This is a genomic window from Undibacterium sp. Ji22W (genome assembly GCF_049340305.1).
Classification (GTDB): domain Bacteria; phylum Pseudomonadota; class Gammaproteobacteria; order Burkholderiales; family Burkholderiaceae_D; genus Undibacterium.
On the sequence record NZ_JBMPOU010000005.1, the window covers coordinates 38443 to 64616 of the forward strand.

Annotated in this window: 37 protein-coding genes; 5 read left to right on the forward strand and 32 right to left on the reverse strand. The window is 45.9% G+C overall.

The window, feature by feature from the left end; all coding sequences use genetic code 11:
- Nucleotides 1–68 precede the first annotated feature (68 nt).
- Complete coding sequence (cyaY, locus tag ACO0KW_RS19450) at nt 69–383, reverse strand: iron donor protein CyaY (RefSeq protein ID WP_423055029.1); 315 nt, start codon at nt 381–383, stop codon at nt 69–71.
- A gap of 63 nt (nt 384–446) precedes the next feature.
- Between cyaY and lptM the strand changes: the two genes are divergently transcribed.
- Nucleotides 447–626 carry an LPS translocon maturation chaperone LptM gene (gene lptM / locus ACO0KW_RS19455; protein WP_423055030.1) on the forward strand — a complete coding sequence of 60 codons (180 nt, stop codon included), beginning with the start codon at nt 447–449 and terminating at the stop codon, nt 624–626.
- 8 nt (nt 627–634) lie between these two features.
- Here the strand turns inward: lptM and ACO0KW_RS19460 are convergent, their stop codons facing one another.
- The 5 genes from ACO0KW_RS19460 to ACO0KW_RS19480 form a co-directional block, all read right to left on the reverse strand.
- Nucleotides 635–1252, reverse strand: a complete 618-nt coding sequence (locus tag ACO0KW_RS19460; RefSeq protein WP_423055031.1) for a sulfite oxidase heme-binding subunit YedZ — start codon at nt 1250–1252, stop codon at nt 635–637.
- An 8-nt stretch (nt 1253–1260) separates the two neighbouring features.
- Nucleotides 1261–2241: a protein-methionine-sulfoxide reductase catalytic subunit MsrP gene (msrP, locus tag ACO0KW_RS19465; protein WP_423055032.1), complete on the reverse strand. Its 981-nt coding sequence runs from the start codon at nt 2239–2241 to the stop codon at nt 1261–1263.
- 267 nt (nt 2242–2508) lie between these two features.
- Entirely contained in the window at nt 2509–3645 is a 1137-nt protein-coding gene (gene ccsB / locus ACO0KW_RS19470; protein WP_423055033.1) for a c-type cytochrome biogenesis protein CcsB, read from the reverse strand.
- A 53-nt stretch (nt 3646–3698) separates the two neighbouring features.
- Complete coding sequence (locus ACO0KW_RS19475) at nt 3699–5867, reverse strand: cytochrome c biogenesis protein ResB (RefSeq protein WP_423055034.1); 2169 nt, start codon at nt 5865–5867, stop codon at nt 3699–3701.
- Nucleotides 5868–5943: 76 nt separating this feature from the next.
- Nucleotides 5944–6615 carry a c-type cytochrome gene (locus ACO0KW_RS19480; RefSeq protein ID WP_423055035.1) on the reverse strand — a complete coding sequence of 224 codons (672 nt, stop codon included), beginning with the start codon at nt 6613–6615 and terminating at the stop codon, nt 5944–5946.
- A 253-nt stretch (nt 6616–6868) separates the two neighbouring features.
- Here ACO0KW_RS19480 and yihA point away from each other — a divergent pair, with 253 nt between their 5' ends.
- From yihA to sbcB, 4 genes are all read left to right on the forward strand, one after another.
- Nucleotides 6869–7585, forward strand: coding sequence for a ribosome biogenesis GTP-binding protein YihA/YsxC (gene yihA / locus ACO0KW_RS19485; protein WP_423055036.1), 717 nt, complete (start codon nt 6869–6871; stop codon nt 7583–7585).
- Nucleotides 7586–7746: 161 nt separating this feature from the next.
- A complete protein-coding gene (hemB, locus tag ACO0KW_RS19490) occupies nt 7747–8751 on the forward strand; it encodes a porphobilinogen synthase (protein ID WP_423055037.1) in 1005 nt (334 codons plus the stop codon).
- A gap of 48 nt (nt 8752–8799) precedes the next feature.
- On the forward strand, nt 8800–9939 hold the full coding sequence (locus ACO0KW_RS19495; RefSeq protein WP_423055038.1) for a magnesium transporter CorA family protein: 1140 nt from the start codon (nt 8800–8802) through the stop codon (nt 9937–9939).
- A 46-nt stretch (nt 9940–9985) separates the two neighbouring features.
- Complete coding sequence (gene sbcB / locus ACO0KW_RS19500) at nt 9986–11425, forward strand: exodeoxyribonuclease I (RefSeq protein WP_423055039.1); 1440 nt, start codon at nt 9986–9988, stop codon at nt 11423–11425.
- A gap of 80 nt (nt 11426–11505) precedes the next feature.
- Here the strand turns inward: sbcB and dsbD are convergent, their stop codons facing one another.
- From dsbD to rplB, 26 genes are all read right to left on the reverse strand, one after another.
- Nucleotides 11506–13209: a protein-disulfide reductase DsbD gene (gene dsbD, locus ACO0KW_RS19505; RefSeq protein WP_423055161.1), complete on the reverse strand. Its 1704-nt coding sequence runs from the start codon at nt 13207–13209 to the stop codon at nt 11506–11508.
- Between the two features lie 358 nt (nt 13210–13567).
- Nucleotides 13568–13966 (reverse strand): 50S ribosomal protein L17, encoded by a 399-nt coding sequence (gene rplQ / locus ACO0KW_RS19510; RefSeq protein ID WP_423055040.1) that lies wholly within the window; start codon nt 13964–13966, stop codon nt 13568–13570.
- A gap of 129 nt (nt 13967–14095) precedes the next feature.
- Nucleotides 14096–15073: a DNA-directed RNA polymerase subunit alpha gene (locus tag ACO0KW_RS19515; protein WP_186892603.1), complete on the reverse strand. Its 978-nt coding sequence runs from the start codon at nt 15071–15073 to the stop codon at nt 14096–14098.
- Nucleotides 15074–15176: 103 nt separating this feature from the next.
- Nucleotides 15177–15800 (reverse strand): 30S ribosomal protein S4, encoded by a 624-nt coding sequence (gene rpsD, locus ACO0KW_RS19520; RefSeq protein WP_186892602.1) that lies wholly within the window; start codon nt 15798–15800, stop codon nt 15177–15179.
- Between the two features lie 219 nt (nt 15801–16019).
- Nucleotides 16020–16424 (reverse strand): 30S ribosomal protein S11, encoded by a 405-nt coding sequence (gene rpsK, locus ACO0KW_RS19525; protein WP_186892601.1) that lies wholly within the window; start codon nt 16422–16424, stop codon nt 16020–16022.
- A 40-nt stretch (nt 16425–16464) separates the two neighbouring features.
- Entirely contained in the window at nt 16465–16830 is a 366-nt protein-coding gene (gene rpsM / locus ACO0KW_RS19530; protein WP_423055041.1) for a 30S ribosomal protein S13, read from the reverse strand.
- A gap of 27 nt (nt 16831–16857) precedes the next feature.
- Complete coding sequence (gene rpmJ, locus ACO0KW_RS19535) at nt 16858–16971, reverse strand: 50S ribosomal protein L36 (protein WP_014004415.1); 114 nt, start codon at nt 16969–16971, stop codon at nt 16858–16860.
- Between the two features lie 32 nt (nt 16972–17003).
- Nucleotides 17004–17222, reverse strand: a complete 219-nt coding sequence (gene infA / locus ACO0KW_RS19540; RefSeq protein ID WP_005663428.1) for a translation initiation factor IF-1 — start codon at nt 17220–17222, stop codon at nt 17004–17006.
- 25 nt (nt 17223–17247) lie between these two features.
- Nucleotides 17248–18585, reverse strand: coding sequence for a preprotein translocase subunit SecY (gene secY / locus ACO0KW_RS19545; protein WP_186942181.1), 1338 nt, complete (start codon nt 18583–18585; stop codon nt 17248–17250).
- Nucleotides 18586–18608: 23 nt separating this feature from the next.
- A complete protein-coding gene (rplO, locus tag ACO0KW_RS19550; protein ID WP_423055042.1) occupies nt 18609–19097 on the reverse strand; it encodes a 50S ribosomal protein L15 in 489 nt (162 codons plus the stop codon).
- Between the two features lie 28 nt (nt 19098–19125).
- Entirely contained in the window at nt 19126–19305 is a 180-nt protein-coding gene (rpmD, locus tag ACO0KW_RS19555) for a 50S ribosomal protein L30 (RefSeq protein WP_186892597.1), read from the reverse strand.
- Between the two features lie 10 nt (nt 19306–19315).
- Nucleotides 19316–19834 (reverse strand): 30S ribosomal protein S5, encoded by a 519-nt coding sequence (gene rpsE, locus ACO0KW_RS19560; RefSeq protein ID WP_186892596.1) that lies wholly within the window; start codon nt 19832–19834, stop codon nt 19316–19318.
- Nucleotides 19835–19845: 11 nt separating this feature from the next.
- Nucleotides 19846–20208, reverse strand: coding sequence for a 50S ribosomal protein L18 (gene rplR / locus ACO0KW_RS19565; protein WP_186892595.1), 363 nt, complete (start codon nt 20206–20208; stop codon nt 19846–19848).
- A 13-nt stretch (nt 20209–20221) separates the two neighbouring features.
- A complete protein-coding gene (gene rplF / locus ACO0KW_RS19570; RefSeq protein WP_186892594.1) occupies nt 20222–20755 on the reverse strand; it encodes a 50S ribosomal protein L6 in 534 nt (177 codons plus the stop codon).
- Nucleotides 20756–20765: 10 nt separating this feature from the next.
- Nucleotides 20766–21161 carry a 30S ribosomal protein S8 gene (gene rpsH / locus ACO0KW_RS19575; RefSeq protein WP_186921441.1) on the reverse strand — a complete coding sequence of 132 codons (396 nt, stop codon included), beginning with the start codon at nt 21159–21161 and terminating at the stop codon, nt 20766–20768.
- Nucleotides 21162–21175: 14 nt separating this feature from the next.
- On the reverse strand, nt 21176–21481 hold the full coding sequence (gene rpsN / locus ACO0KW_RS19580; protein ID WP_186892592.1) for a 30S ribosomal protein S14: 306 nt from the start codon (nt 21479–21481) through the stop codon (nt 21176–21178).
- A 7-nt stretch (nt 21482–21488) separates the two neighbouring features.
- Complete coding sequence (gene rplE / locus ACO0KW_RS19585; RefSeq protein WP_186892591.1) at nt 21489–22028, reverse strand: 50S ribosomal protein L5; 540 nt, start codon at nt 22026–22028, stop codon at nt 21489–21491.
- Nucleotides 22029–22032: 4 nt separating this feature from the next.
- Nucleotides 22033–22347, reverse strand: a complete 315-nt coding sequence (rplX, locus tag ACO0KW_RS19590) for a 50S ribosomal protein L24 (protein ID WP_186921437.1) — start codon at nt 22345–22347, stop codon at nt 22033–22035.
- 9 nt (nt 22348–22356) lie between these two features.
- Nucleotides 22357–22725 (reverse strand): 50S ribosomal protein L14, encoded by a 369-nt coding sequence (gene rplN / locus ACO0KW_RS19595; protein WP_016836029.1) that lies wholly within the window; start codon nt 22723–22725, stop codon nt 22357–22359.
- Between the two features lie 256 nt (nt 22726–22981).
- Nucleotides 22982–23254 carry a 30S ribosomal protein S17 gene (gene rpsQ / locus ACO0KW_RS19600; protein ID WP_314857935.1) on the reverse strand — a complete coding sequence of 91 codons (273 nt, stop codon included), beginning with the start codon at nt 23252–23254 and terminating at the stop codon, nt 22982–22984.
- On the reverse strand, nt 23254–23445 hold the full coding sequence (gene rpmC, locus ACO0KW_RS19605; RefSeq protein WP_186892588.1) for a 50S ribosomal protein L29: 192 nt from the start codon (nt 23443–23445) through the stop codon (nt 23254–23256). The genes rpsQ and rpmC overlap by 1 nt, the downstream gene beginning before the upstream one ends.
- Before the next feature lie 13 nt (nt 23446–23458).
- Nucleotides 23459–23878, reverse strand: coding sequence for a 50S ribosomal protein L16 (rplP, locus tag ACO0KW_RS19610; protein ID WP_186892587.1), 420 nt, complete (start codon nt 23876–23878; stop codon nt 23459–23461).
- A gap of 2 nt (nt 23879–23880) precedes the next feature.
- Complete coding sequence (rpsC, locus tag ACO0KW_RS19615; RefSeq protein WP_423055043.1) at nt 23881–24720, reverse strand: 30S ribosomal protein S3; 840 nt, start codon at nt 24718–24720, stop codon at nt 23881–23883.
- A 9-nt stretch (nt 24721–24729) separates the two neighbouring features.
- Nucleotides 24730–25059 carry a 50S ribosomal protein L22 gene (rplV, locus tag ACO0KW_RS19620; RefSeq protein WP_186892585.1) on the reverse strand — a complete coding sequence of 110 codons (330 nt, stop codon included), beginning with the start codon at nt 25057–25059 and terminating at the stop codon, nt 24730–24732.
- 1 nt (nt 25060) lies between these two features.
- Nucleotides 25061–25336 (reverse strand): 30S ribosomal protein S19, encoded by a 276-nt coding sequence (gene rpsS / locus ACO0KW_RS19625; protein ID WP_186892584.1) that lies wholly within the window; start codon nt 25334–25336, stop codon nt 25061–25063.
- Nucleotides 25337–25346: 10 nt separating this feature from the next.
- Entirely contained in the window at nt 25347–26174 is an 828-nt protein-coding gene (gene rplB, locus ACO0KW_RS19630) for a 50S ribosomal protein L2 (protein ID WP_186892583.1), read from the reverse strand.

Consider the following 26174-nt stretch of genomic DNA (forward strand, 5'->3'; position numbering starts at 1 on the left):
AAAAATAGCGAGAAAAAATCTCGCTATTTTTTTGCCCTGTTTTTTACGACAAATGATTAACCATCTGATCAAGTCTTGTTCTGCATCTCCGAAATGCTACGCAATACAGCAAATAGTTCCGAATTGTCACGCGTATTGCGCCAAAATTCGCCATCGTATTTGTAATGAAAACCACCAGAGCGGGCCGCTACCCACATCTCTTGCATAGGTGCTTGGCTATTGACGATAATCTTTGATCCATTGTCAATGAACTCAATTTCCAGCACATTACCGCTGCGCTTGGTATCGACATCCCAGACATCATTTTCAAACGCCTGCTCAAACATATCCTGCACCTGCTGCAAGCAGCTATCGGCCATTACTAAAAATTCTGATTCCGTCATGTTACACTCCTGCTTGGATTGATATTCTCGACACAAGCAGCATTCTATACGGGTTCTCAGATTTTGAATAAACGCACGTACATCTCCCTGCTCACGACAGGGCTAATTTTTTCCAGTACTTTGTTGCTCTGCGCCTGCGGTCAAAAAGGTCCTTTGTATCTGCCTGAGAAAAAACCTGCTAACCCCGCCGCGACCACGGCACCAAGCCCACCGGTTTCCGCTGATAAAACACAGCAACCTTAAAAGCACAATTAGGCAATTGCAGTCTTAGATTGCCAGCGCCAATACAGACGCGCGCCTAACAGAGCACTCACTAATGCTGCAAAAATCAAAGGTTGCAGCAGTAAGTTTTTGCCCGCTTTCATCCAAAAATAATGCAGTACGCCTAAGGGCACGATCACATAAATCAAGCGATGCAGTAATTGCCATTGCTTCCCTCCCAAGCGCCGTATCATCGCGTTGTTGCTGGTAATTGCTAAGGGCAACAAGAGTATGAAAGTGATGAAGCCAACAGTGATAAACGGCCGTTTAATGATGTCGCGCCACATATCGCCGATATCGAAAAAATGGTCGAACCACAGAAACGTCAAGAAGTGCAATGAGGCATAAAAGAAGCTATATAAGCCCAGCATACGACGCAAACGTATTAGCCAATGCCAGCTAAGCAGTTTCCTCATTGGGGTTACTGCCAGCGTTATACAGAGAAAATACAGCGTCCAGTCGCCGGTATTACGGGTTATAAATTCCAACGGATTGGCACCCAAATTGTCTTGATAAACTGCATACGCCAAGCGTAAGAAGGGCAACGCAGCTAGCGCGAAAACGACCAACTTTAGTAGTTGCAAGTGACGATTACTCAGTGACTTCATAACCAGCCTCAAAAGTTTTTTCTTAAATCCATACCACTGTATAAACTAGCTACTTCGCCGTAACCGTTAAACATCAGAGTCTTACGTTTGCGACTTAAAAATCCATCTTCGCCGATGCGTCGCTCGGATGCCTGCGACCAGCGCGGATGATCGACTTCTGGATTCACGTTCGAATAGAACCCATATTCATCAGGAGCAGATAAATTCCAAGAGGTGCGCGGTTGATCTTTGGTCAGCCGAATTTTGACGATGGATTTAGCCGATTTAAATCCATACTTCCAAGGCACCACCAAACGCACAGGCGCGCCATTTTGATTTGGCAGGACTTCGCCATACATACCGAGCGCAAGCAAGCTGAGTGGATGCATTGCCTCATCCATCCGCAAGCCTTCAGTATAGGGCCATTGCAGCACGCGACTATTCACGCCAGGCATCTGACGTTTGTCTGCCAGCGAGATGAATTCTACATAACGCGCATTGCCGGTCGGTTCCACTTTTTTCAACAAATTCGACAGTGAGTAGCCTATCCACGGGATCACCATCGACCATCCTTCAACGCAACGCAATCGGTACACGCGTTCTTCCAAAGGTGCTAGTTTCAGCAAGCTATCGAGATCAAGAGTTATCGGCTTCTTTACCTCGCCTTCTATGGTGATAGTCCATGGACGGGTTTTTAGACTACCTGCCGTTTCTGCAGGATCTGCTTTATCGGTACCGAATTCGTAGAAATTGTTATAGCTTGTCGCGTCTTTGTAGGTAGTTTTTTTATCCATGACGACAAAGGCAGGATTTGCCATTGCCACCAATTTTTGTCCTCCTGCGGTTTGTGCAAATACTTCACGATTTGCCATTTCCACCAAAGAAGCACTGGCTATCGATCCAACCGCTAGCTGACGCATAAAATCGCGGCGCGACTCAAATATTTCACGTGGCGTAATTTCTGAAACACTGGGTGGATGGTCGCCATATTGCTGAAAGGGATTGCGCATAATCACTCCTGTTAATGTGCTGATTAGTTCGGACGTTGACCCAGTTCGTGGCTTGGTCGTCTTCTGCCTAGAATTGGTTGAGAAATCTTTAAGGAACAGCGAAAAATTATCTCAGTGTCTCATAAGTCGGAGAATGCGTTTGAACCTTACAAGAATTCAAAAGTTTCCTTGGCCTACATGCTCCATTCAACTCTTTTCAATAACACTCAAAAAAAACGGCATCGACTAACAACGCCGATGCCGTTTTTTTTCATGAATAAAATGAAATTACAAAGCGCCGTATGAGTGCAATCCAGACAAGAACATGTTCACCCCGAGAAAAGCAAACGTCGTCACAAGCAAGCCGATTACTGCCCACCAAGCTGCGACCTGCCCACGCAACCCTTTCATCAATCGCATGTGCAACCATGCTGCATAATTTAACCAGACGATCAGAGCCCAGGTTTCTTTCGGATCCCATGACCAGTAACCGCCCCACGCCTCAGCCGCCCATAGGGCACCAAGAATCGTCGCAATGGTGAAGAATGCGAAGCCGACTGCAATCGCTTTGTACATGACGTCATCCAACACGTCCAAAGTCGGCAAGCGATCTTGCAACATCCCTTTTGACTTAAACAGATATGCCACGCCGACCATTGCCGCTAAGGAGAATGTACCGTAACCAATAAAGTTTGCAGGTACATGTATCTTCATCCACCAACTCTGCAATGCAGGCACCAAGGGTTGAATGTCCGCGGCATCTCGACTCACGGTGTACCACAACAAAAATCCCACGGCCGCAGAAATGACCAGCAAGACAAATGCACCCAACTGACGTGTGCCGTAAATTTGCTCGTAATATAGATAAAACAAGGCCGTAATCATCGAGAACAAAATGAATACTTCATACAAATTAGAAACCGGAATATGACCAACATCGGCACCAATCAAATAGGACTCATACCAACGCACTAACAACCCGGTAAAGCCCATGATCACCGCCGCCCAGCACAAACCGGAACCGACTGAAGCACCAAAATCAGAACGCGCAATCAAACCACCCCAATAGAACAAAGTCGACAAGACGAAGAAGGTACTCATCCACAAAATTGCAGACTGACTCGACAACAAATATTTCAGAAAGAACTTCTTGTTCGCCAGATCCAAAGAACCTGCGTATTGCGAGATCGCGAACAAAGATAAGACTGCCAACACGATCATCAAAGCGCGCACGGGTTTCCAATTCCACCCCAATACGGCGAATGTTGGCGCACTGAGTAGCAATATCGCTTCTTCATAGATATCCATGTGGGCACCATACATGTTGAACGCATATAAAGCACCGGCACTCAACATGAGAGCGTATAGCCAATCAAAAGCGCCTAAACGCTTCCAATAACTTTGATAGGTCAGACTAGTTTCCATACATATCCTGTGTGAATAATTTTTAATACTTTTTGTACTGACTGCAAATGACTTCAGATTGGAGAGTCAGTTGGTTTGCCTGTTGTCACATCTGTCAGACCAGTCCGTGGCCTCAATTGCAACTTCAATTGCTCAAACTCTTTCTCAAAATCGAGCGTCTTACGCTGCGAACTCAAGGCCATCAAGACTTGACTGCCAGCTTCATCTTGCTTAATCCATAGCCACAAACGACGTTCGCGAATATAGAACATGGCAAATACACCAATCACGAGAAACAAGCAGCCAAGATACACCACATTCTGTCCCGGCGCGCGCGTCACTTGGAACACAGAAGCCTTGATCTCCTCAAAGCCTGTCATTTGCAAATACACGGGCGCACCGTAGAAAAATGCATCCGACAGCGCTGAAGTCGCTTGCTGCAAGAACAGTGCCCGCTTTTCGGTCAACTCCAATACGGGCAAACTATCTTTCGCACGAGCCAATTGCCAGAGATCCCACATACTACCGTTGAGTATCTTCATAAAAACATCGGCGGCTCTGGTTTGTTCCGCAGCTGGAATTTTCTCTAGGAAGCCTGCAATCGCAGTAAACCCAGCCAGCTTCGCCTCACCTTCTCCCGCGAAAATCGCTAGGCCTTTTTTGGCCGAAGTCGCTAACTGCGTTTGCATTGCTTCCGCACTGGTGGCAGGTAAAGCGCGTTTTGCATAAGCTTCAGCAGCCCGCTCACGTAATTCCGGATTTACTAACGCAGCGCGCAAGCGCATCCATTCATCTAACTTATCGTTCTCATCGGCGGGAATTCTTAAATAGCGGAATTGCTCATTTGGCGAATCACGGGCGCCAGCTAGAAATACCCAATTGCCGTCCAATAAAACTGGCTGCATGTAGTTATTGAATTCACGTGCCTGCCCCGTTTTATCACGCAACTTGTATTGCATACTAGGTCCAACATTTTTGAGATCTTTATTATTTGCATTCTTAGCGGCCGAACCTGAATGTTTATCCAAATCTGCCGTGAATTGCTGGGCGAAATTCTTGTTTGGATTCACAGCACGCAAATCTTGTCCATCTCGTGCTAGATTTTCCACGTTAAATGGTCGGAATGCGGTCCACTCTATCGTGTACTCACCACGGCCGCTGGTCTGCTCCTGACTGAGAAGATTTGATCCACCCATTCTGGCATCGATCGGAAACTGCATCGCATTCGCACCAGCCATGGCATGCGCTTTGATTTGTAGGCGACTGCCGCCGTCATCAAAACTCGACTGAAAGACGGCGTAGCCTTTATACAGTAATGGATGATTGACTTTGACGATCGCAGGAAAACTCTTCCCCGTTTCGTGATCTTTGATTACGACATCGCTCGCGAATAGTTTGGGCATTCCCGTCGAATAAAAATCGATATTGAATTTCTTCAGCTCTATTGTAAAAGGCAAGTCTTGCAACAACACGCCCTTAGCCTGAGGAATTACGGCAGTGTTTCCACTCATGCCTTCGGGGATGGAAATATTGCCGCGGAAGGTAGGGTTCGCCAAAGATAATTTATGCTTTTCCGGAATCTGCGAAATCAATACGCCACTACCTTCAAATGGCACTTTGCCGCCGAACCACATCTGAAAACGAATCGCCAAATCAGAATCAAGCAAACCGCCAATACAAATTACCACGATCGCGGCATGCGCAAAGATATAGCCCCACTTATTTCCAGCTCCTTGTTTCGCAGCGATCAGTGTGGCATTGTCTTTCTGTACGATTTTAAATTGGTAGCCCAGCCGCTTGATTTGCGAGCTCAACTGAGTCGTCAAGGCGTCAATGCTTAATTCGCTATCCCACTCCGCTTTATGATGAAAGTTGCGCAAAGATTGTTCTCGCACGTTCTCACGCCAGCTCCGCATATCTTTCAACATCTTGGGCGCATTGCGAATCAGACACAAGCTGGTAGACAGTACCAAGAACCCCATAATCGTCAAAAACCACCAAGCCGAATATAGGGAGTACAAACTCAAGTGTTGAAAAACTTCAAACCAAAACGGCCCAAATTGATTCACATAATTTGGCAAGGGCTCGTTTTGCTTAAGCACTGTCCCGATAATAGAAGAAATCGCGATAATGGTGAGTAAACTAATCGCAAAGCGCATAGACGATAACAACTCCACTGTGTGTGCCAACCACAGGCGTTGTGTCTTAATTTCTAGGCCAGAAGTATTGGTTTCGAGTTCCATACATTTCCAAAAACAAAAAGGGGATGGCATTTGCCACCCCCTCCGTTAAATATTTAGCTTGTATTGAATGATGTGCTTATTTCAAACCAGCAACATAATCGGCAACAGCTTTCATTTCATCATCCGACATACGTTTGGCAATTGTCACCATTTGTGGGCTGTTTTTACGAACACCAGTGCGGAAATTAGTCAATTGCGCAATGGTGTAATCCTGATGTTGACCAGCAATACGCGGGAATTGCGCAGGGATACCAGCACCGTTCGGGCTATGGCAGCCAGCACAGGCGGCTACATTTTTCTCGGCGATACCCGCACGATAGATCGTTTCACCTAATTTCACGATATCTTTATTTTTTGCAGCACCTGCTTTTGGTTTTTGTACTGCTAGAAAAGCAGCGACATTTTTCATATCATCTGCGGTCATCAGCTTAGAAAAAGTCGTCATCACCGCGTTGTTACGTGCCGGGCCTGTGAAATCTGTCAATTGCTTGACGATGTAAGCTTCGTGCTGACCAGACAGTTTTGGATTAACGCTAATGGTGGAATTACCAGCTGCACCGTGACAAGATACGCAAGCGACGATGCCGCGCGCAGCATCACCATTGGTGTACAAAGCTTCACCTTTCGCGGCATCAGCTTTTGCTGGTTTGGCTGCGTGTTCGTTCGCATGAGCAACAGAAACGAGTGAAGATGCCGCTAAGGCAAGAATGCTGAGAGACTTGGAAAAGGATAAAAATGCACGATTCATTCAAACACCTTGAGACTAAAAATTGGAAATCGATTCTATTGACATGCCAGAAAAGCAAAAAGCATACGGAACCTGCATTTAAGTGATGAAGCCCACGTAGCTAACCCCTTATTGTACAATAGCTTTAGTGGAAATGTTGAGCTATTCCAAGTCAATTGACGTCAGGAAACCTCATATTTCGGGCTAAAACGTCCAGTTTTAGCCCTATTTTTTGCATTTTTTTGCACCATCCCTTTTTGATTGGCCCTATTTTATGTCTATCCTTTGGCAAGCGCGCTTTTTTACCACTGTCAATCACTTGCGCGATCTCCCTACTTTGCCCGTGCCGGAAGTAGCCTTTGCTGGTCGATCAAATGCTGGCAAGTCGACAGCGATCAATATTCTTTGCAATCAGAAAAAGCTTTGCTTTGCCTCCAAAACACCAGGACGAACGCAGCATATTAACTTTTTCTCCATTGGCGGAGCGCATGTAGGACAACATCGCAAAGATGAAACGCGTCAAGACGAAATTCGTGCCTTGTTGGTTGACTTGCCAGGTTATGGTTACGCGGAAGTTCCTGGTGCTGCCAAGAATCATTGGAATGTCTTACTCGGTAATTACGTGCAAACACGCGATCAATTATCCGCTTTGATTTTGATCATGGATTCGCGTCGTCCTTTCACGGATCTGGACAAACAAATGCTAGAGTGGTTCGCACCAACTGGTCGGCCGATTCATTGTTTGCTGACCAAGGCGGATAAGCTGAACCGAAATGATGCTACCAATGCACTGCGTCTGGCACAGAATATTTTGGCAAGTTATGTTGATGAAAATGGCACGCCATATCCTTTTACTGCGCAATTGTTTTCAGCTTTAAATCGTACCGGTATTGAAGAGGCGGATGCCAAAATTCGTCAATTGACTGGCTTGGACGTTTTACCGACATTACCTACCTTAGACGGCAGCGAGAATGCTGGCACACCGCAATAAAAAAAACCCCAGTACTTTGCGGTACTGGGGAAAAAATACGCCAATCGAATGGGAACAAGTGGCGCCCGCTTAGGGAGGACCAGCGGTAAGCGTAATGCCTAATCCTAAGAGCCAAATTCGTAAGAAAAGTTTCATTAACCTCGATAATTTTTTTATTCCATATGTCTACTTCACTTTCGACCCAATTTCCGTACCTGCGTATGCGCCGCATGCGTAAAGATGCTTTCTCCCGCAATTTGATGCGTGAAAATCATGTCACCGCTGCCGATTTAATTTACCCGGTCTTTTTGGTAGATGGCGAAAACCGCGTAGAAGCAGTTGCCTCCATGCCAGGTGTTGAACGCATGAGTTTAGATAAGTTATTAGAAGTTGCCGATGACTGCGTCGCCTTAGGTATTCCTGTACTAGCCTTGTTTCCTTCAATTGATAATCATTTAAAAACGGAAGACGGAATCGAAGCGACCAATCCAGATGGTTTAATTCCACGCGCCATTCGTGCCCTAAAAGCACGTTGTCCAGATTTAGGCATTTTGACGGACATCGCCCTAGATCCTTACACCAGCCACGGGCAAGATGGTTTGATCAATGCCGATGGTTATGTTTTAAATGATGAAACGACTGCGATGCTGGTCAGACAGGCGCTTACACATGCTGCAGCTGGTGCCGACATTGTTGCGCCGAGCGATATGATGGATGGCAGAATAGGTGCGATCCGTCGCGCCTTAGAAGAGCAAGGATTTATCTATACCCGCATCATGGCTTATTCAGCCAAATATGCGTCGGCATTTTATGGGCCGTTCCGCGATGCAGTCGGTTCTGCAGGTAATCTTGGCAAAAGCAACAAGGCCAATTATCAAATGGATCCTGCCAACAGTAACGAAGCACTGCGCGAGGTTGCACTCGATTTGGCCGAAGGTGCAGACATGGTAATGGTCAAGCCTGGCATGCCTTACCTCGACATCGTACGCCGCGTCAAAGACGAATTCAAAGTACCGACTTTCGCTTATCAAGTCAGTGGCGAATATGCGATGATTAAAGCCGCTGCGCAAAATGGCTGGCTTGATCATGACAAGACCATGATGGAAGCAATACTCGCGTTTAAGCGAGCTGGTGCGGATGGCATATTGACCTACTTCGCACGCGACATTGCCCGCCTGTTGAAGTAAATTCGAGCAAAACATATCGATACAATTTGATGGCTTAGTTTGTAAAACATGGATATTTTTTTCATCAGCGAAACACAGGTCACACTCAACGCTAGGGATGACGTCAACGACTACGGCCTGATTGGCGACGGCGAAAACGATCATGCTGATGAAGCATCGGGGTTCATGTGGATCGATTGCACACATGATGAAGTTGCTTGCGACACCGATGCCTGGCGCGATCAGATTGAAAAATTAACCAACATACGCGTCTACGATTTGCATCTAAAAGACATTTGCAATCTAAGTCATCCATCCTATTTTGATGCCACACAAGATTACGAATTAGTCGTCTTTCAAAAATTGGCATTGAATGGCGAGACGAACACCAATGTCGAAGTAAACAAAAAGAAAATCCCGGCAGCCTTGCATCGCTTGCAAACACAGCCAGTTTCTTTTCTTTTACTAGGCAACACTTTAGTCACCATACGATCATTACAAAGCCGCACCATCGAAGGAATGCGCGCCCGCCTGCTCAGCTACAAACCAAAAGACAGCAATAACCTTAGCAGTCGCTTGCCATCATCACCCGAAGATTTAATGCTGCGTTTATTAAATCTGATGGTCGATCAGTATCTCGATTTACGCCAACCTTTGACCAATCAATTGGATCGCTGGCAACACGCTTTATTGGATCCACGCAAACCATTTAATAATTGGGTCGCGTTACTCGATTCACGAGTGGAGCTACGCAAGCTCGAACATTTATGTGAAGAGCAATACGATGCAATACAAGAATTGCGCGATCATTTTGTCGATACTTATGACGCCAAAGGTGGCGAACTCAGCCGTGCGAAAGATTTGCTATTGGTACGTACGAATGATGTGATGGAACATATTAACCGTGTTCTAAATCATACGCGCAGACTGGAAGCGTCGTTAGAATCTTCTGTGCAAATTCATTTCGCGGCAGTCGCACATAAAACGAGTGAAACAATGCGACTTTTGACCGTCATTACTGCACTGTTTATGCCCTTGACCTTGATCACCGGCATCTTCGGGATGAATTTCACAAAAATGCCCTGGATTAATGAGGAGACCGGCTTCAAATGGACTATCGGCTTAATGGGACTATCGGTATTGTTATTCCTGATTGCCTTAGGACTGCAAAGCTACATCGGAAATCGCGGTCAACGCGCTGATCACTGATTTCTTCAAGTTCAAGCTCCATTCAATTTCACCTAAATCTACTCGCATGCATACACATAGCTTTCTTTGGCACGATTATGAAACCTTTGGCGCACAAGCCAGACGTGATCGACCAGCTCAATTTGCAGCGATTCGTACCGATGCAGACCTAAATGAAATCGGCGAGCCTATCAATATTTTTTGTCAACCTGCGAATGATTTTTTACCTGATCCGCAATCTTGCCTGATCACCCATATCACGCCGCAGCAATGCCTGGAACAAGGCATCCCTGAACATGAATTTGCAGCGCAAGTAGAACGTGCGTTGGCTGCCACGGGCACCATAGGCGTGGGCTATAACACCATATGTTTTGACGATGAAATTACGCGCTTTATGTTCTGGCGCAATCTGATCGATCCCTATGCGCGCGAATGGCAAAATCAATGCGGACGTTGGGACATTATGGATATGGTTCGTACTACCTATGCGCTCCGTCCAGAAGGCATTAACTGGCCTTTAAATGATGCTGGAAAACCCAGCTTTCGTCTAGAACATTTAACGGCAGCGAATGGCATTGTACATACTGCGGCGCATGATGCTTTATCAGACGTACGCGCCACGATTGCTTTGGCAAAACTAATCAAAGAGAAGCAACCTAAGCTCTTTGATTTTTGTTTCGCTTTACACAAAAAAGATAGAGTTGCTACTGAAATCGGTTTGCCTTTACTGGGCAAACCATTTCTACATATCTCCGGAATGTTTAGTACCGAGCGCGGTTGTCTTGCGGTGATGTGGCCTTTAGCGATACACCCGACGAATAAAAATGAAGTGATCGCTTGGGACTTGCAATTTGACCCTAGCGAATTGCAGCATATGGATGTGAGCACGATCCAGCAGCGGATGTTCAGCAAAACTGATGCTTTGCCAGATGGTATGACGCGTTTACCTGTGAAAAGCATACATTTGAATAAATCGCCTATCGTGATCGGCAACCTAAAAACACTTAGCAGTGAAATGGCTGCGCGCTGGAACATCGATGTGCATCAAGTAATGGCGCATGTTGAGATCGCACAAAACATACAGGCAACTCACAGCCCGCAACTTTGGGAGCAAGTCTACGCGCGCCCAGACTTTGAAGCTGTTGATGTGGATGAAGATTTATATGGTGGATTTATTAGTGCTGCAGATAGAAAAATATTGAACGATTTGCGCCAAATGAATCCTCAGCAGTTAGCTAACGCGCATCCGCATTTTAATGATCAACGCTTAAGCGAATTATTGTTCCGTTATCGAGCGCGTAATTTTCCTGAATCCCTCAACAATGATGAGTTGGTAGCTTGGGAAGAACACCGCGTAGCGCGTCTATTAGATGGCGAAGCGAATGCCATGACAGTCGATATGTATTTCAATGAGATCGATCAACTTTCAGAGTCCACTGATGAAGACGCCGAGGAAATTCTTGGCGCACTCTATGATTATGCGGAGCTAGTTGTTCCAATTCGTTAAGGCATATAAAAAAGCTGGCATGGTATTCAACCAAGCCAGCTTTTTCTATTGCAGTAGATTATTCTCAAAAGCGCCTTACATCATTTCAGCTTCTGCAAAGAATTCAAGAACTTATCCGCATTCTGATAACCGATCACGCGCGTGTTCGGAATCTCTTTGCCTTGTACGCCAAAGAAAATAATTCCTGGCGGGCCAAACAAACCGAAACGTTTTAATAGTGCTTTATCATCTGCGTTATTCGCTGTGACATCCACTTGCAGCAACAGCATCTGATCCAGTTGCGCGTTCACTCTTGGCTCGACGAAAGTTAATTTTTCCATCTCTTTGCACGACACGCACCAGTCTGCATAAAAATCTAGCATCACGATTTTGCCATTCGATTGCGCCAACACAGCATCCAATTCAGCAGACGATTTGATACGTTGAAACTTCACATGTTGCACATTTCCAGTGAGGTGCGCGATCGGCGCCAAGGCGTCACGTCCACCCGTCACAACACCAAGCAATTGGGCACAACCTGCCAGCACAAAAATGATTGCAATCAACTTGGAAAATAATTTACCGCGGTAAACAGCCAACTGATAGATCCCGTAAACAAGCAGCAAAATTGCCCAAGCACTCATTTGCACCACGGGCGGCAATACAGGCGACACCATCCAAATCGCCATTGCCAACATCAGCACGCCAAAGAAGCGTTTGATCTGTTCCATCCAAACACCGGCGCGTGGTAATAAACTACCTGCGGATATACCTACCAACAGTAAAGGAACACCCATACCCATAGCCAGAGAAAAAAGTGCAGTTCCGCCAACCACAACATCCTTCGTTTGACTGATATATACCAAAGCACCAGCCAAAGGTGCAGCAACACAAGGGCCAACGATCAATGCAGAAATCGCTCCCATCAGAAATACGCCCGCCATCTTCCCATTACGCTGACCTTCGGAAAAATAGGTCAGACGAGTTTGAATCGCTGCCGGCATTTGAAGCTGATAGACACCGAACATAGAGAGAGACAAAGCGATCATCAAAACCGCGAAAGCAGATAGCACCCAAGGGTTTTGCAACGCCGCCGATAATCCTTCACCCAACAGACCCGCCGCGACACCCAAACTGGTGTACACCAAAGCCATACCCAATACGTAGCTCAAAGATAGAAAAAAACCACGACTACGTTTTACGGCAGCACCTTCACCAACAATGATAAATGATAAGATCGGCACCATAGGCAAAACACAGGGCGTTAGAGATAAACCCAAGCCAAGGACCAAAAACAAAGGAATAATCAAACTTAATCGCCCACTCTTCAAAGCATCGGCGATACTCGACTGCTCGCCACTTTCCTGTGCGACCTTTGGCGTTACTCCTGCGTCACTCGCGATATCTGCCAACGTCACTGGCAAAGTCAATTCCATAGGTGGATAACACAGACCCGCCTCCGCGCAACCTTGCAGTTCTATTTTCATTTGAAAATCAGCGGCGGCCTTCACAGGAATTAACACCACCAATTCGTGATGATACGTTTCAACATCCTTTTGGAAGGTTTCATCGAATTTGACTTTACCAGCAGGGAGTTGAATCACGCCCAACTCAGCGCCTTGCGCAGCAAATTTTAAGCGTTCACGATAAAGATAGTAAGCATCCGCGATGGTGTAAGTAATTCGCACCTGATCCTTGCTTGCCATCTGCGCCTTGACCTGGAATGCCTTCTCCGGCTCTAGGAAGTCTTCTGCCCTTGCTGTTAAGGCAAACAAGAGAAAAGCAATGACAAACCCTGCCAGCATCCTGAAATAAAGATTTAGCGTTAATCTTGGATACGTATCACCTTGCTCGAATCGCGGGCTTAATAAAAATTTCATAGTCTCTTTGGAATTCTACGGATGGCCTATCAGAGTCAGCTATTCGTGCATGGTTCAATGGATCACGACCGCCTCAGACAAACGGCAATTTTTTGCTATCTTAACGGAATACTGAAAGTCGTGTCATCGTAGGCGCCAATATGAATCACCATGATCTATAGTAAACTCGTTTCAGTGCTGTCAATGAACCAACTGCTACTCCCTCGAAAAACGACGGAAAATAAAAAAGCCGCTCATTTTACTGAACGGCTTTCTATTTCAGAACTGCTAATTACAACTTAGCTTATTCGTCAACTGTTGGTGCATCGGCAGAGTCAGAGACTTCTGGACGATCCAACAATTCTACATAGGCCATAGGCGCATTGTCGCCAACACGGAAACCCATTTTCAAAATACGCAGGTAACCACCATTGCGGTTTGCAAAACGTGGGCCCAATTCAGCGAACAATTTTTGAACGATTTCACGATCGCGCAAACGGTTGAATGCCAAACGTTTGTTTGCCAATGTGTCTGTTTTAGCCAAAGTCAAAATTGGCTCAACAACGCGGCGCAATTCTTTTGCTTTTGGCAAAGTTGTTTTGATTGCTTCGTGGCGCAACAGGGAAACTGTCATATTGCGCAACATTGCTAAACGGTGTGATGATGTACGATTCAGCTTACGTAAGCCGTGACGATGACGCATGGTACTTCCTTTCGATTGTTTAAAAATTCCAGTTCTTCTATCGTCAAACCATTTGACGCGGACCGGTAATGTTCTTACTACAAACTACAAATAAAAAGTCGGGTCAAACGAATCGACCCGACATCAAAATTACTTCTCTAAACCAGCAGGTGGCCAGTTTTCTAACTTCATGCCCAAAGACAAACCACGGGAAGCCAAAACTTCTTTGATTTCGTTCAAAGATTTGCGACCCAAGTTTGGTGTCTTCAACAATTCGTTTTCGCTACGTTGGATCAAGTCACCAATGTAGTAGATGTTTTCTGCTTTCAGGCAGTTTGCTGAACGGACAGTCAATTCCAAATCATCGACTGGACGCAACAGGACTGGATCGACAGCAGGTGCACGTGAAGGTGCTTCTGCAGCTGCTTCTGTGCCTTCCAACGCCGCAAATACGTGCAACTGGTCGACCAAAACGCGAGCAGATTGACGAATCGCTTCTTCTGGAGTGATCACGCCATTTGTTTCGATGTTGATGATCAACTTGTCCAAATCTGTACGTTGTTCAACGCGAGCAGATTCGACAGAGTAAGAAACACGACGTACTGGGGAGAAAGACGCGTCCAGAATAATACGACCGATTGTTTTGTTCGCATCTTCAGACAAACGACGTACGTTACCAGGAACGTAGCCACGACCTTTTTCCACTTTGATTTGCATATCTAATTTGCCGCCAGCAGTCAAATTAGCAATCACGTGATCTGGATTAATCAGTTCTACGTTATGCGGCAAATCGATATCGGAAGCCAATACTGCGCCTTCGCCTTCCTTTTTCAAAGTCAAAGTGACTTCATCACGTTCGTGCAACTTGAAGACAACGCCTTTCAAGTTCAACAAAATATCGACGACGTCTTCTTGCACGCCATCGAGAGTTGAGTACTCATGCACAACACCGGCGATCGTCACTTCAGTCGGCGCGTAACCGACCATAGAAGACAACAAGACACGGCGTAAAGAGTTACCGAGTGTGTGACCGAAACCACGTTCAAATGGCTCCATCACTACTTTCGCTGAGCCAGGGCCCAACATTTCGACGTCGATAATACGAGGCTTAAACAGATTGTTTTGCATTATTTGTCCTTTTCAATACCCTCGGCTCGTTACACCGATAAGGCTGATGGCAAAAAGAAAAAAGCCTGCCCATCGTAAAATGAGCAGGCAGTGAAACTTAATATTAACGTGAGTACAATTCAACGATCAGAGATTCGTTGACATCGTGAGCGATGTCGCTACGATCAGGCATAGCCTTGAAAGTACCTTCCATTTTCTTGGAGTCTACAGACACCCAAGATGGCATACCGATTTGTTCAGCCAAAGCCAAAGCCTCAACGATACGAACTTGTTTTTTGGATTTTTCACGCACGGCAACAACGTCACCAGCTTTAACTTGGTAAGAAGCGATGTTCACTACGCCACCGTTGACCGTGAAAGCTTTATGACTAACCAACTGACGTGCTTCTGCACGTGTGGAGCCGAAACCCATACGGTATGCAACGTTATCCAAACGGGATTCCAACAATTTCAACAAAGTTTCGCCAGTATTACCTTTTTGACGGTCAGCTTCTGCGAAATAACGACGGAACTGACGCTCTAACACGCCGTACATACGTTTAACTTTTTGTTTTTCACGCAATTGATTACCGAAGTCAGAAGTACGTGCGCCAGATTTCGCGCCGTGTTGACCAGGTTTTACATCCAATTTACATTTTGAATCCAAAGAGCGACGTGCGCTTTTCAGGAACAGATCCGTGCCTTCGCGACGGGATAATTTTGCTTTAGGTCCGATATAACGTGCCACAATAATTTCCTTTAAAAATGACGTAAGTGCCGTTTGACAGCCTACGCTAGTCTGATCTACCTGCAATCAGACAGTGGTCTTATTAAATAAAAATCGAATAAGAAAAAAATAAAATCGTATCAAAAATACGAAAGACAAAACCCACCAAATCAATTGGCGGGCTGCATTCTAACATGATTGCTAGAATTCTCCAAAGCTTAGCCTAAGCTAAGCAATGAATTAGATACGACGACGCTTTGGAGGGCGGCAGCCGTTGTGTGGTACTGGCGTAACGTCTTGGATCAAGGAGATCTTGATACCCAAATTATTCAAAGCACGCACAGAAGATTCACGGCCTGGACCTGGACCTTTGATGCGAACTTCGAGGTTTTTGATACCGCACTCAACCGCAACTTTACCTGCTGCTTCCGCTGCAACCTGAGCCGCAAAAGGAGTAGATTTACGTGAGCCTTTAAAACCTTGACCACCAGCTGTTGCCCAAGACAATGCATTGCCTTGACGATCAGTAATCGTGATGATGGTGTTGTTGAAAGATGCGTGAACGTGTGCGATACCTTCAGCAACATTTTTCTTAACTTTTTTACGAGCGCGTGCTGCCGCTGCGTTATTTTGTGCTTTTGCCATAATTGGTTCCTTGAATCCAGTTTGTTTCAACTACGCTGGATTATTTTTTCAATGATTGCGCTGCTTTACGTGGGCCCTTACGTGTACGTGCATTCGTACGTGTACGTTGACCACGAACAGGCAAACCTTTGCGATGACGCATGCCGCGGTAGCAGCCTAAGTCCATCAAACGCTTGATGTTGATCGAGATTTCGCGACGAAGATCACCTTCAACGACGTATTTTGCAATACTGTCGCGAAGCTTTTCTAACTCGCTGTCGTCCAGATCTTTGACCTTTTTAGTTGTCAATACACCCGTTGCTGCACAGATATCTGCTGCGCGTGGGCCGCCAATACCATAGATTGCTTGTAAGCCAATTACGGTATGCTGATGATTTGGGATATTAACCCCTGCTATACGTGCCATTCGTTATTCCTCGTTCAATAACGTTAATTAACCTTGGCGCTGTTTATGACGTGGTTCTGTGCATATAACACGAACTACGCCTTTGCGCTTGATGATCTTGCAGTTGCGGCAAATCCGCTTGACTGATGCGAGAACTTTCATTTTTGCCCTCTTCCCTTCTAGTTCAATTTAATTTACTTGGTCCGGAACACAATGCGTGCTCGGCTCAAATCATAAGGCGTCAATTCTACTGTCACCTTATCACCAGGAAGAATGCGGATATAGTTCATTCGCATTTTTCCTGAAATATGGCCAAGCACAACATGCCCATTTTCCAACTTAACTCGAAATGTTGCATTCGGAAGATTCTCAAGAATCTCTCCCTGCATCTGTATAACGTCGTCTTTTGCCATTCGATCTGCTGTTCCTTTGGTGTGCTTACCGTGAAGGTATGCCGCCCTTGAAATTTGCTTTACGAAGAAGCGATTCGTATTGCTGTGACATTACGTAATTTTGCACTTGAGCCATAAAGTCCATGGTCACCACCACAATAATCAACAGCGATGTGCCGCCGAAATAGAATGGTACTTTCCAATGAGCGATCAGCAATTCTGGTAACAAGCAAACTAATGCAATGTATACCGCGCCAATCAAAGTCAAACGCATCAAAATCTTGTCGATATAACGCGATGTTTGATCACCGGGACGAATCCCAGGGACGAAAGCACCACTCTTCTTCAAATTATCTGCTGTCTCTTTGCTGTTAAATACCAGCGCCGTGTAGAAGAAGCAGAAGAAGATAATTGTTACAGCGTACAACAATGCATGAACAGGTTCACCAGTTGTCAAAGAACTTGCTAAATCTTGCAAGAACCTAACGAATCCAGAATCCTGATCTTGCGCTCCCTTTGCGAACATGCCGGTAATCGTGGCAGGCAGCATAATGATAGAAGAAGCAAAGATCGGAGGAATCACACCTGCCATATTCAACTTGAGTGGTAAATGACTGCTTTGACCACCATAAACTTTATTGCCTACCTGACGCTTCGCATAGTTGACCAGAATCTTACGTTGACCGCGCTCTACGAACACAACCAAATAAGTCACTGCAGCAACCATTACGCAAATAATCAACGCGGAAAACGCTTGCATAGAGCCAGTACGAACTAATTCGAACAAACCTGCTAATGCACCTGGCAAGCCTGCTACGATACCTGCAAAGATGATGATAGAAATACCGTTACCTAAACCGCGCTCAGTGATTTGCTCACCTAACCACATCAGGAACATCGTGCCAGTTACCAAGGTAACGACAGTGGTAAATCTAAAAGCCATTCCAGGATCTAACACCAAACCTGCTTGCGTTTCCAAACCAAAAGCGATGAAGAAAGCTTGCACCACACCGAGTACCAAAGTACCGTAACGTGTGTATTGGGTGATCTTACGACGACCCGATTCGCCTTCTTTCTTCAGTGCTTCCAGCTGCGGAGAAACGACTGACATCAACTGCATAATAATAGAGGCAGAAATGTAAGGCGTAATTCCCAGCGCCAAAATTGTGAAGCGAGACAAAGCACCGCCAGAGAACATGTTAAACATACCCAAAATACCATTTTGGTTTTGTTTAAACAAATCTTCCAATACCTTTGGATCAATTCCAGGAACAGGTATATGTGCGCCTATCCTATATACAACTAATGCTGCTAGTAAAAACCAGAGTCTTCCCCAAGGAAAACCACTTGCAGCACTTTTAGTTTGTTGAGGAGATGTTGCCAATGTTTGCTCCTGTTATGACTTAATTAAGCAGATGCTTTAGCTTTAGCGGGTAATTTCTTAACCACTGGTGCAATCACTAATTCAGTCACTGTTCCGCCAGCAGCTTCGATCGCAGCTTTAGCACCTTTGCTGACGATTAAGCCATTCAAAGTTACTTTTTTAGTGATCTCGCCTGACAAAATCACGCGAACGACACGTGCTAATTCAGAAACGACACCAGCTTGCTTCAATGCCAAAACGTCGATCTCTGTCACTGGCAAATTCTCCAGGTCAGACAAACGAACTTCTGCTTTGTAAGGTGTTGCCAACGATTTGAAACCACGCTTAGGCAAGCGGCGTTGCAAAGGCATTTGACCGCCTTCGAAACCGACTTTATGAAAGCCGCCTGTACGAGATTTTTGACCTTTATGACCACGGCCCGCTGTTTTACCGATACCAGAACCGATACCGCGACCAACACGACGTTTGTAGTGTTTAGCGCCATCAGCTGGTTGGATTGTATTTAATTCCATAATTTGCTCCGATCGTAAACCCTAAGGCTTACGATACAACCTTCACAAGATACGAGACTTTATTGATCATACCGCGCACTGCTGGTGTGTCTTGCAATTCAGAAACTGAATTTACGCGACGCAGACCTAAGCCGCGCACAGTAGCACGATGTGACTCGCGCGTACCGATCAAACCCTTGACCAATTGTACTTTAACTGTAGTTGTCATTTCGCTCACCTTAGCCCAAAATTTCTTCAACGGACTTACCGCGCTTTGCAGCGATATCGGAAGGCGTACTCATTTTCGACAAACCGTTCAAAGTTGCACGAACCATGTTGTATGGATTAGTAGAGCCATTAGACTTAGCAACTACATTAACCACACCCAACACTTCGAAAATCGCGCGCATTGGACCACCAGCAATAACGCCAGTACCTTCTTTAGCAGGCATCATCATGACTGATGAGGCGCCGTGCTTACCAGTCACTGCATGTTGCAATGTACCGTTTTTCAAAGTTACTTTAATCATTTTGCGGCGGGCTTCTTCCATCGCTTTTTGTACGGCTACTGGAACTTCTTTCGATTTTCCTTTACCCATACCGATGCGACCGTCACCATCACCAACGACTGTCAGTGCTGCGAAACCCATGATACGACCACCTTTAACCACTTTGGTTACACGGTTGATCGCGATCATTTTTTCGCGCATGCCATCATCCGGCTTGTCGGCTGCTGTTTTTGCTTGCATTTTTGCCATGACAATATTCCTTAGAACTTCAAGCCGGCTTCACGCGCGGCTTCTGCCAACGCCTTCACACGACCGTGGTAACGAAAACCGGAGCGATCAAACGCGACTTCGGTAACTCCTGCTTTCAATGCTTTTTCCGCAACGCGCTTACCAATCAAAGTGGCTGCCGCAGCATTACCACCGTGCTTAGATGCCGCTGCCAATTCTGCACGCACTTCAGCTTCCACTGTAGAAGCAGATGCCAATACTTTGGAATCTGCATCAATGATGCTAGCGTAGATATGCAGGTTCGTACGGTGCACAGATAAACGTGTGACCTTGAGCTCTGCGATCTTGGCACGGGTTTGAGTCGCGCGGCGCAGACGTGATTGTTTCTTATCCATCGTCTAACCCCTATTACTTCTTCTTGGTTTCTTTAATCACAACCACTTCGTCCGCGTAGCGGACACCCTTGCCTTTATAAGGCTCTGGGCTGCGGTATGCACGAACTTCTGCAGCGACCTGACCAACCTGCTGCTTATTCACACCTTTGATGAGAATTTCAGTTGGAGTTGGTGTTGCACATGTCACGCCAGCTGGCATGTCATGAACGACAGGATGAGAAAAACCCAAGGAGAGATTCAACTTGTCGCCTTGCGCTTGCGCTTTATAACCAACGCCGACGAGGTTCAACTTCTTCTCAAAACCTTTAGTAACACCGTTAACCATGTTATTAACCAAGGCACGCAAGGTACCGGTCATAGCATTGGCTTCACGGCTGTCATTTGCCGGTTTGAAATTCAGGACACCACTTTCGTTTGCGATAGACACTAAGCCATTCAAGCTTTGTGTCAACACGCCCATTGGACCTTTTACTGTAATCGCCGCTGCTGAGATTGCAACTTCTGCACCTGCTGGCAACGCGATTGGCATTTTACCTACTCGAGACATCTTGCACTCCTTAGGCGACGTAGCAAATAACTTCGCCACCGACACCGGTTGCGCGCGCTTTGCGGTCAGTCATAACGCCCTTAGGTGTGGACACAATGGCCACGCCCAAACCGTTCATCACACTTGGGATCTCGTCTTTACCTTTGTAAATACGAAGACCTGGACGTGATACACGTTCCAAGCGTTCAATAACAGGACGTCCTGCATAATATTTCAAACCGATTTTCAATTCAGATTTACCAGCAGCGTCAACTACTGCGAAATCCTCAATGTAGCCTTCGTCCTTCAGTACATTTGCAATTGCAATTTTTACCTTAGAGGACGGCATCGCGACGGCAGTTTTTTGAACAACTTGCGCGTTACGGATGCGGGTCAGCATATCGGCGATAGGATCGCTCATACTCATTGCTTATTCTCCTATTACCAGCTAGCTTTAGTCATACCCGGGATTTCACCACGCATGGCGAATTCACGGACTTTAATACGGCCCAAACCGAACTTACGGAATGTGCCACGTGGACGACCTGTCAAAGCGCAGCGATTGCGCTGACGAGTCGGATTAGAATTACGTGGCAATGCCTGCAACTTCAAACGAGCTAAATATTGCTCTTCTGGAGTTTTTGATTGGTCATCAATGATGGCCTTCAATTCGGCGCGTTTGCCAGCGAATTTCTTCACCAAATCTGCACGCTTTTGCTCACGATTAATCAGTGCCAATTTTGCCATGGCGACCTCAGTTTCTGAACGGAAATTTAAATGCGGCGAGAAGCGCTTTTGCTTCTTCGTCGGTCTTAGCTGTCGTAGTAATACTGATATTCATACCACGCAACGCGTCAATCTTGTCGTACTCGATTTCAGGGAAAATGATCTGTTCCTTAACACCGATATTGTAGTTACCACGACCGTCAAATGCGCGGCCAGATACACCACGGAAGTCACGAACGCGTGGCAAAGCCACAGTCACGAAACGATCCAAGAATTCGTACATATGATTACCACGCAGGGTGACCATACAGCCGATTGGATAACCTTCGCGGATTTTGAAACCAGCGATCGCTTTACGCGCCTTAGTTACGACAGGTTTTTGACCTGCAATCTTCGTCAAATCGCCAACTGCGTGCTCAATAATTTTCTTATCAGCGATCGCTTCGGACAAACCCATATTCAGGGTGATCTTCAAGATGCGAGGAACTTCCATTGGTGATTTGTAAGAGAATTTCTCAGTCAAATCAGCAACGATTTTTTCTTTGTATAATGCTTGTAGACGGGCCATGACCTTATGCCTTCACAACTTCGCCAGTAGACTTATAGACGCGGACTTTCTTACCATCCACGACCTTAAAACCTACACGGTCTGCTTTACCAGATGCAGCATTAAACAACGCCACATTGGAAACATGAATCGGCATCACTTTATCCACGATGCCACCAACTGCTCCAGTCATTGGGTTAGGCTTAGTCGCTTTTTTGGCAACGTTAACACCTGCAACAACAACGTAATTTGCATCAACGCATTGCTGCACTTGACCGCGCTTACCTTTGTCTTTACCCGTCAAGACGATGACTTCGTCGTTTTTACGAATCTTATTCATCACGACTCCTTACAGCACTTCTGGAGCAAGCGAAACGATCTTCATGAAACGCTCAGTACGCAGTTCACGCGTTACTGGGCCGAAAATTCGAGTTCCGATAGGCTCAAGTTTTGCATTTAACAACACTGCAGCATTGCTATCGAACTTAACCAAAGAGCCATCTTGACGACGAACACCTTTAGCAGTACGAACCACAACTGCATTGTAAATTTCACCTTTTTTTACGCGACCGCGTGGAGCAGCAGACTTGACTGTTACCTTGATAACATCACCGATCCCTGCATAACGACGCTTAGAGCCACCCAATACTTTAATGCACAAAACTTCGCGCGCACCAGTATTGTCAGCCACTTCTAGCCGGCTTTCTGTTTGAATCATATTGTTCTCTTTCCCAACTTAATCCACACAATCCGCACACTGCAAATCTGTAGTCAGTCTTGGTCCCGCCAGCCAACTCTTTTATTGTCAGACGCCTTAGAAGCACAAATAACAATGCACGAGTCAACCGATTAGGTGGACGATTTTTTAACCACTCTCAAACTACTCCTTGAGAGACATTTAAGCTGTCATTCGCAAGCTTTGCAAATGACAGCCCATCATTATTACATCAAAAAACGATTGCTGCAACAACTATTTATAAAACTGGCGCAACTTGTACCACGCGAGTCAAAGTCCAAGCTTTAGTTTTAGAGATTGGACGACCTTCTTGAATCTCGACTGTGTCACCGGCTTTTGCTTGGTTAGCTTCATCGTGCGCATGATATTTCGCAGTGCGCATAATGATCTTACCGTACAAAGGATGTTTAACGTGACGCTCAACCAATACTGTCACCGTTTTATCCATCTTGTCAGAGACAACTTTGCCAATCAATGTGCGCTTCAATGCAACTTTAGTTTGATCGTTCATTATTTGGCATCCTTCTGATTCATGACTGTTTTAACTCTGGCGATGTCACGACGAACTTTTTTGAGTTGCGAAGTGTTATTCAATTGTTGCGTAGCGATTTGCATACGCAGGCTGAATTGTGCCTTCAACAAATCATTCAATTCTTTCGTCAAAGCTGCGGAGTCTTTGCCTTGGAGTTCAGATACTTTCATTTACAACTCCCTATTAAGTGCCGACTTGACGTACGACAAACGTTGTCAACAATGGTAATTTAGCAGCTGCTAAGCGGAAAGCTTCGCGTGCCAGCGCTTCATCAACGCCATCCATTTCGTACAACATTTTGCCTGGTTGAATCTCGGCTACGTAGTACTCTGGATTACCTTTACCATTACCCATACGAACTTCAGCTGGTTTCTGAGAAATTGGCTTATCTGGGAAAATACGAATCCAGATACGGCCACCACGTTTGATATGACGAGTCATAGCACGACGTGCAGCTTCAATTTGACGGGCTGTGATACGACCACGTGCAATTGATTTCAAACCAAATTCACCGAAAGAAACTGCTGTGCCACGGTCATGGGAAATACCCTTGTTGCGGCCTTTTTGTTCCTTACGATATTTTCTGCGTGCTGGTTGCAGCATGATTATTCTCCTGCTTTCTCAGCTGGTGCCGCCGCGCCGTCAGCTGCTTTCGTGCGAACACGCTTAGCCGCTGGAGCTGCTGCTGTACCAGTTGGAGTTTGACCTTCAGGGCGCTTTGCACGTGGACGGCTATTTGGCTTGCCATCTTCGCGACGTGGGCCACGACGTTTTTTGTCGTCTTCTGGTGTGGATTCAATTACAGGAGCATCGCCATTAGCTAAACGATCGCCTTTATAAACCCATACTTTAACGCCAATAATACCGTATGTCGTAGATGCTTCACTTGTACCGTAATCGATATCAGCGCGCAAAGTATGCAGAGGCACTCGGCCTTCGCGATACCATTCTTTACGAGCAATTTCGATACCATTCAAACGACCACTAGACATGATCTTGATACCCTTAGCACCCAGACGCATTGCGTTTTGCATCGCACGTTTCATCGCGCGGCGGAACATAATACGTTTTTCGAGTTGCTGAGAGATAGAATCAGCGATCAATTGCGCATCGATTTCTGGCTTACGAATTTCTTCGATATTCACGTGCACAGGCACGCCCATAATCTTTGCCAAATCCGTTTTCAAGGATTCGATATCTTCGCCTTTTTTACCAATCACAACACCTGGACGGGAGCTGTAAATAGTAATACGTGCGTTTTTCGCTGGACGCTCAATAGTGATACGACCTACTGATGCATTTTTCAATTTCTTTTTGAGGTACTCACGTACTTTGATATCTTCGTTGAGCATAGTGGCAAAATTTGCATTGCCAGCATACCAACGTGAAGACCAATTACGTGTTACCGCTAAACGGAAACCGGTTGGATGTATCTTCTGTCCCATCGTGACTCCTTAGTTACCAACAGTCACATAAATGTGACAGGATTGTTTAGAGATACGATCACCACGACCTTTTGCGCGCGCTGTAAAGCGTTTGAGAATTGGTCCTTTTTCGACATAAATCGTCGTAACTTTCAATTCATCGATATCGGCACCATCATTGTGCTCGGCATTAGCAATTGCTGATTCCAAGACTTTCTTAATGATAGTCGCGCCTTTTTTCGGACTGAAGGCTAAGATGTTTAATGCTTGATCGACTTTCTTACCACGGATCAAGTCTGCAACCAAGCGACCTTTTTGCTCGGACAGACGTACACCCTTCAATATTGCTTTGGTTTCCATATTATCTCTTCGCTTTCTTATCCGCGATATGACCTTTAAATGTGCGAGTCAATGCGAATTCGCCCAATTTATGGCCTACCATGTTTTCAGAAACGTACACTGGTACGTGCTGCTTACCATTGTGTACAGCGATAGTCAGACCGATGAAATCAGGCATGATTGTCGAACGACGTGACCAAGTCTTAATTGGCTTTTTGTCTTTATTTGCTTGCGCAGCTTCGACTTTCTTTACCAAATGGGCGTCGCAAAACGGCCCTTTTTTAGCTGAACGTGTCATGTGTTACCCCTTATTTCTTGCCACGGCGTGAAACGATCATGGAAGTCGTACGCTTGTTGCGACGTGTCTTCTTACCCTTAGTTTGCTGACCCCATGGAGAAACTGGATGACGTCCCGCTGCTGTCTTACCTTCACCACCACCGTGTGGGTGATCGATCGGATTCATGACAACACCGCGAACTGTCGGGCGTACACCGCGCCAACGCATCGCACCAGCTTTACCAATTTTACGGAGGTTATGCTCACCGTTACCGACTTCACCGATAGTTGCACGGCATTCGATATGGATACGACGAACTTCACCAGAGCGCAAACGCACTTGAGCGTATGTACCTTCGCGAGCCATCAACACCACACCAGCACCAGCAGTACGAGCGATCTGCGCACCCTTGCCTGGCAACATTTCTACGCAATGCATAGTTGTACCAACTGGGATATTGCGGATTGGCAAGCAGTTACCAGATTTGATTGGCGCTTGTGAGCCATTCATTACCTGATCACCAGCAGCCATACCTTTGGATGCAATGATGTATGCACGTTCACCATCCGCGTAGCACAACAAAGCAATGTGCGCTGTACGGTTAGGATCGTATTCAATGCGTTCAACTTTCGCAGGAATACCATCTTTAGAACGTTTAAAATCGACTAAACGATAGTGCTGCTTATGACCACCGCCGATATGACGAGTAGTGATATGACCATTGTTGTTACGGCCAGCAGTTTTATTTTTCTTTTCCAACAAAGCAGCAAACGGACGACCTTTATGCAGGCCTTCAGTTACCACTTTAACCATACCACGACGGCCTGGTGAGGTTGGCTTCATCTTAACGAGTGCCAT

Excerpts from the sequence above, each read along its gene's own strand:
- infA (WP_005663428.1), bottom strand. The coding sequence starts at position 17,222 with ATGGCAAAAGACGACGTTATACAGATGCAGGGAGAGATTCTTGAGAAT.
- rpsN (WP_186892592.1), bottom strand. The coding sequence starts at position 21,481 with ATGGCAAAATTGGCACTGATTAATCGTGAGCAAAAGCGTGCAGATTTG.
- rplR (WP_186892595.1), bottom strand. The coding sequence starts at position 20,208 with ATGGATAAGAAACAATCACGTCTGCGCCGCGCGACTCAAACCCGTGCC.
- rpmD (WP_186892597.1), bottom strand. The coding sequence starts at position 19,305 with ATGACAACTACAGTTAAAGTACAATTGGTCAAGGGTTTGATCGGTACG.
- sbcB (WP_423055039.1), top strand. The coding sequence starts at position 9,986 with ATGCATACACATAGCTTTCTTTGGCACGATTATGAAACCTTTGGCGCA.
- ACO0KW_RS19460 (WP_423055031.1), bottom strand. The coding sequence starts at position 1,252 with ATGAAGTCACTGAGTAATCGTCACTTGCAACTACTAAAGTTGGTCGTT.
- ACO0KW_RS19475 (WP_423055034.1), bottom strand. The coding sequence starts at position 5,867 with ATGGAACTCGAAACCAATACTTCTGGCCTAGAAATTAAGACACAACGC.
- rpsS (WP_186892584.1), bottom strand. The coding sequence starts at position 25,336 with ATGACACGTTCAGCTAAAAAAGGGCCGTTTTGCGACGCCCATTTGGTA.
- ACO0KW_RS19515 (WP_186892603.1), bottom strand. The coding sequence starts at position 15,073 with ATGCAAAACAATCTGTTTAAGCCTCGTATTATCGACGTCGAAATGTTG.
- msrP (WP_423055032.1), bottom strand. The coding sequence starts at position 2,241 with ATGCGCAATCCCTTTCAGCAATATGGCGACCATCCACCCAGTGTTTCA.
- rpsQ (WP_314857935.1), bottom strand. The coding sequence starts at position 23,254 with ATGAACGATCAAACTAAAGTTGCATTGAAGCGCACATTGATTGGCAAA.
- rpmJ (WP_014004415.1), bottom strand. The coding sequence starts at position 16,971 with ATGAAAGTTCTCGCATCAGTCAAGCGGATTTGCCGCAACTGCAAGATC.
- rpsM (WP_423055041.1), bottom strand. The coding sequence starts at position 16,830 with ATGGCACGTATAGCAGGGGTTAATATCCCAAATCATCAGCATACCGTA.
- rplX (WP_186921437.1), bottom strand. The coding sequence starts at position 22,347 with ATGAATAAGATTCGTAAAAACGACGAAGTCATCGTCTTGACGGGTAAA.
- cyaY (WP_423055029.1), bottom strand. The coding sequence starts at position 383 with ATGACGGAATCAGAATTTTTAGTAATGGCCGATAGCTGCTTGCAGCAG.
- rplQ (WP_423055040.1), bottom strand. The coding sequence starts at position 13,966 with ATGCGTCATCGTCACGGCTTACGTAAGCTGAATCGTACATCATCACAC.
- rplV (WP_186892585.1), bottom strand. The coding sequence starts at position 25,059 with ATGGAAACCAAAGCAATATTGAAGGGTGTACGTCTGTCCGAGCAAAAA.
- rpsH (WP_186921441.1), bottom strand. The coding sequence starts at position 21,161 with ATGAGTATGAGCGATCCTATCGCCGATATGCTGACCCGCATCCGTAAC.
- yihA (WP_423055036.1), top strand. The coding sequence starts at position 6,869 with ATGTCTATCCTTTGGCAAGCGCGCTTTTTTACCACTGTCAATCACTTG.
- rpsE (WP_186892596.1), bottom strand. The coding sequence starts at position 19,834 with ATGGCAAAAATGCAAGCAAAAACAGCAGCCGACAAGCCGGATGATGGC.
- rplF (WP_186892594.1), bottom strand. The coding sequence starts at position 20,755 with ATGTCTCGAGTAGGTAAAATGCCAATCGCGTTGCCAGCAGGTGCAGAA.
- dsbD (WP_423055161.1), bottom strand. The coding sequence starts at position 13,209 with ATGCTGGCAGGGTTTGTCATTGCTTTTCTCTTGTTTGCCTTAACAGCA.
- rplO (WP_423055042.1), bottom strand. The coding sequence starts at position 19,097 with ATGGAATTAAATACAATCCAACCAGCTGATGGCGCTAAACACTACAAA.
- rpsC (WP_423055043.1), bottom strand. The coding sequence starts at position 24,720 with ATGGGACAGAAGATACATCCAACCGGTTTCCGTTTAGCGGTAACACGT.
- hemB (WP_423055037.1), top strand. The coding sequence starts at position 7,747 with ATGTCTACTTCACTTTCGACCCAATTTCCGTACCTGCGTATGCGCCGC.
- rplP (WP_186892587.1), bottom strand. The coding sequence starts at position 23,878 with ATGCTGCAACCAGCACGCAGAAAATATCGTAAGGAACAAAAAGGCCGC.
- rplB (WP_186892583.1), bottom strand. The coding sequence starts at position 26,174 with ATGGCACTCGTTAAGATGAAGCCAACCTCACCAGGCCGTCGTGGTATG.
- rpmC (WP_186892588.1), bottom strand. The coding sequence starts at position 23,445 with ATGAAAGTATCTGAACTCCAAGGCAAAGACTCCGCAGCTTTGACGAAA.
- ACO0KW_RS19495 (WP_423055038.1), top strand. The coding sequence starts at position 8,800 with ATGGATATTTTTTTCATCAGCGAAACACAGGTCACACTCAACGCTAGG.
- rplE (WP_186892591.1), bottom strand. The coding sequence starts at position 22,028 with ATGGCCCGTCTACAAGCATTATACAAAGAAAAAATCGTTGCTGATTTG.
- ACO0KW_RS19480 (WP_423055035.1), bottom strand. The coding sequence starts at position 6,615 with ATGAATCGTGCATTTTTATCCTTTTCCAAGTCTCTCAGCATTCTTGCC.
- rpsK (WP_186892601.1), bottom strand. The coding sequence starts at position 16,424 with ATGGCAAAAGCACAAAATAACGCAGCGGCAGCACGCGCTCGTAAAAAA.
- rplN (WP_016836029.1), bottom strand. The coding sequence starts at position 22,725 with ATGATTCAAACAGAAAGCCGGCTAGAAGTGGCTGACAATACTGGTGCG.
- ccsB (WP_423055033.1), bottom strand. The coding sequence starts at position 3,645 with ATGGAAACTAGTCTGACCTATCAAAGTTATTGGAAGCGTTTAGGCGCT.